1 protein-coding gene is annotated in these 530 nt (G+C 55.7%); it reads right to left on the reverse strand.

Going from position 1 to position 530, the window contains the following annotated elements:
• Window positions 1-525 (reverse strand): TniQ family protein (locus ACR0C6_RS22230; protein WP_480621375.1); only part of this gene is annotated, 525 nt, incomplete at its 3' end.
• Window positions 526-530: the final 5 nt, after the last annotated feature.

Here is a 530-nt window from a genome sequence, read left to right on the forward strand (position 1 = left end):
CCCAAGCGATGTCGCGTCTTGAGCGGCTTCAAAGATCAGATCTTGGTGACGCGTCACTTGTTCAACCACATCATAGGTGCGATGTACGTATGACGCGTTGGGAAGCTGGAGCAGCGGAACGCCATGTTTTGCGCAGGTCCCAATCGGAAGCACCAACCACTCAACAAGTTGAAACGCGTTCTCAGGACCAGAAGCCTCCATGGTCTCCAAAATACATCGTGGACAAATGCGGATGGTCGCACGGCGTAGCGTACCGTTGGTCGCTGATGAAAGCCCGACGCGATAGCGACAGGGGCCAATCAACCTGGCCGCTCCATGTTCCAGCTTGGTCAGAGGCACCCTGGTTAGCAGGGACAACGTCTCCAACTGGTTCAAATGCGCTGAGCAGATATGTGGCCATCGCATTCCAAGATCCGAGCAGAAATCACGGGGCGTGCTCGTGTATAGTCGAGCCAACCGAGCAACATAGCTTGACGGGGTCTCCCCTTCTGTGAAGGGGAGAATTGGGTTCAGCAGGGGCTTCATGCGTC

The sequence above is a fragment of the Ruegeria sp. AL12 genome (assembly GCF_056540885.1).